1 pseudogene is annotated in these 1,095 nt (G+C 69.6%); it reads left to right on the top strand.

What is annotated here, in order from left to right:
- Positions 1-1,095 (top strand): annotated as a pseudogene (locus U9980_RS23190) (polynucleotide kinase-phosphatase); the annotation flags it as partial.

Genomic DNA, 1,095 nt, shown 5'->3' with positions numbered 1-1,095 from the left:
CCGTGAATCTGGCTGACGTGACCGGCCGCCGACATGTGACCACCGACCACGGCACCATCACGATTCCGGCCGAACACGCTGCCGCCGCGCTGGAGGTGATGAGCCGTTTCGCGGTGGACCCGCGTTGGCTGCTGTGGTTGCCGCCGACGATGGCGCCGTCATCGACATCCACCGTGGACGGTTGGCTTGAGCATCCGGTTGAGGCGATCGACGATCTGCGGCGGACCGGAACAGCGAAGGTCGTGTGCGAGGAGAAGCACATGGGTTCCCGCGCCGTGGTCCTGGTGTGCCGCGACCAGGCCGCCGCGGCGAAGCGGTTCGTCGACGACGGGGCCACCGGGGTGGTGTACACCCGCACCGGTCGGTCCTTTTTTGACCCGGGACGGACCGAGGAGCTGTTGGGCACGGTTCGTACGGCGATCACCGAGGCCGGGCTGTGGGACGAGTTCGACAGCGACTGGCTGCTGCTGGACTGCGAGTTGCTGCCGTGGTCGGCCAAGGCCGAAAGCCTCATCCGGGCGTACGCGGGCGTGGGTGCCGCGGGCAGGGCAGCCCTGCCCGCGGCCGTGTCCGTCCTGGAGCAGGCAGCCGCCCGTGGCCTGGACGTGACCGCGTTGCGCCAGCGGGTGAGTTCGGATCTGACGGCGCTGCACGCCTACACCGCCGCCTACCGGCCCTATGTTTCCCAGGCGCCCGTAACGCTGGCACCGTTCGCGGTGCTCGCGGCGCAAGGAGCCGCTTTCACCGATCGCGATCACGAATGGCAGCTGTCGATCGCCGACCGGCTGGTCGCCGTTGATCCCACCACCTTCACCCCGACTCGCCGCCTCGTTCTCGACCTGGCCTGCGAGGACGCGACGGCGCGGGCAACGCAATGGTGGCTGGAGCTCACCGCGGCCGGTGCGGAGGGCATGGTCGTCAAGCCCCACGACGGTCTCGCCGCCCGTCACGGTAAGGGCCTGGTCCAGCCGGGAATCAAATGCCGGGGACGGGAGTACCTCCGCATCATCTACGGACCGTCCTACACCGAGCCGGCTCAGCTTGCCTCGCTGCGCGAGCGCAGGCTGGGCCGCAAACGCAGCCTCGCCCTGCGCG

It is taken from the genome of Protofrankia sp. Cr1, assembly GCF_963555865.1.
GTDB lineage: Bacteria > Actinomycetota > Actinomycetes > Frankiales > Frankiaceae > Protofrankia.
The sequence above is the reverse complement of the archived record's forward strand: the minus strand, read 5'-3'. Positions and strand labels throughout refer to the sequence as shown.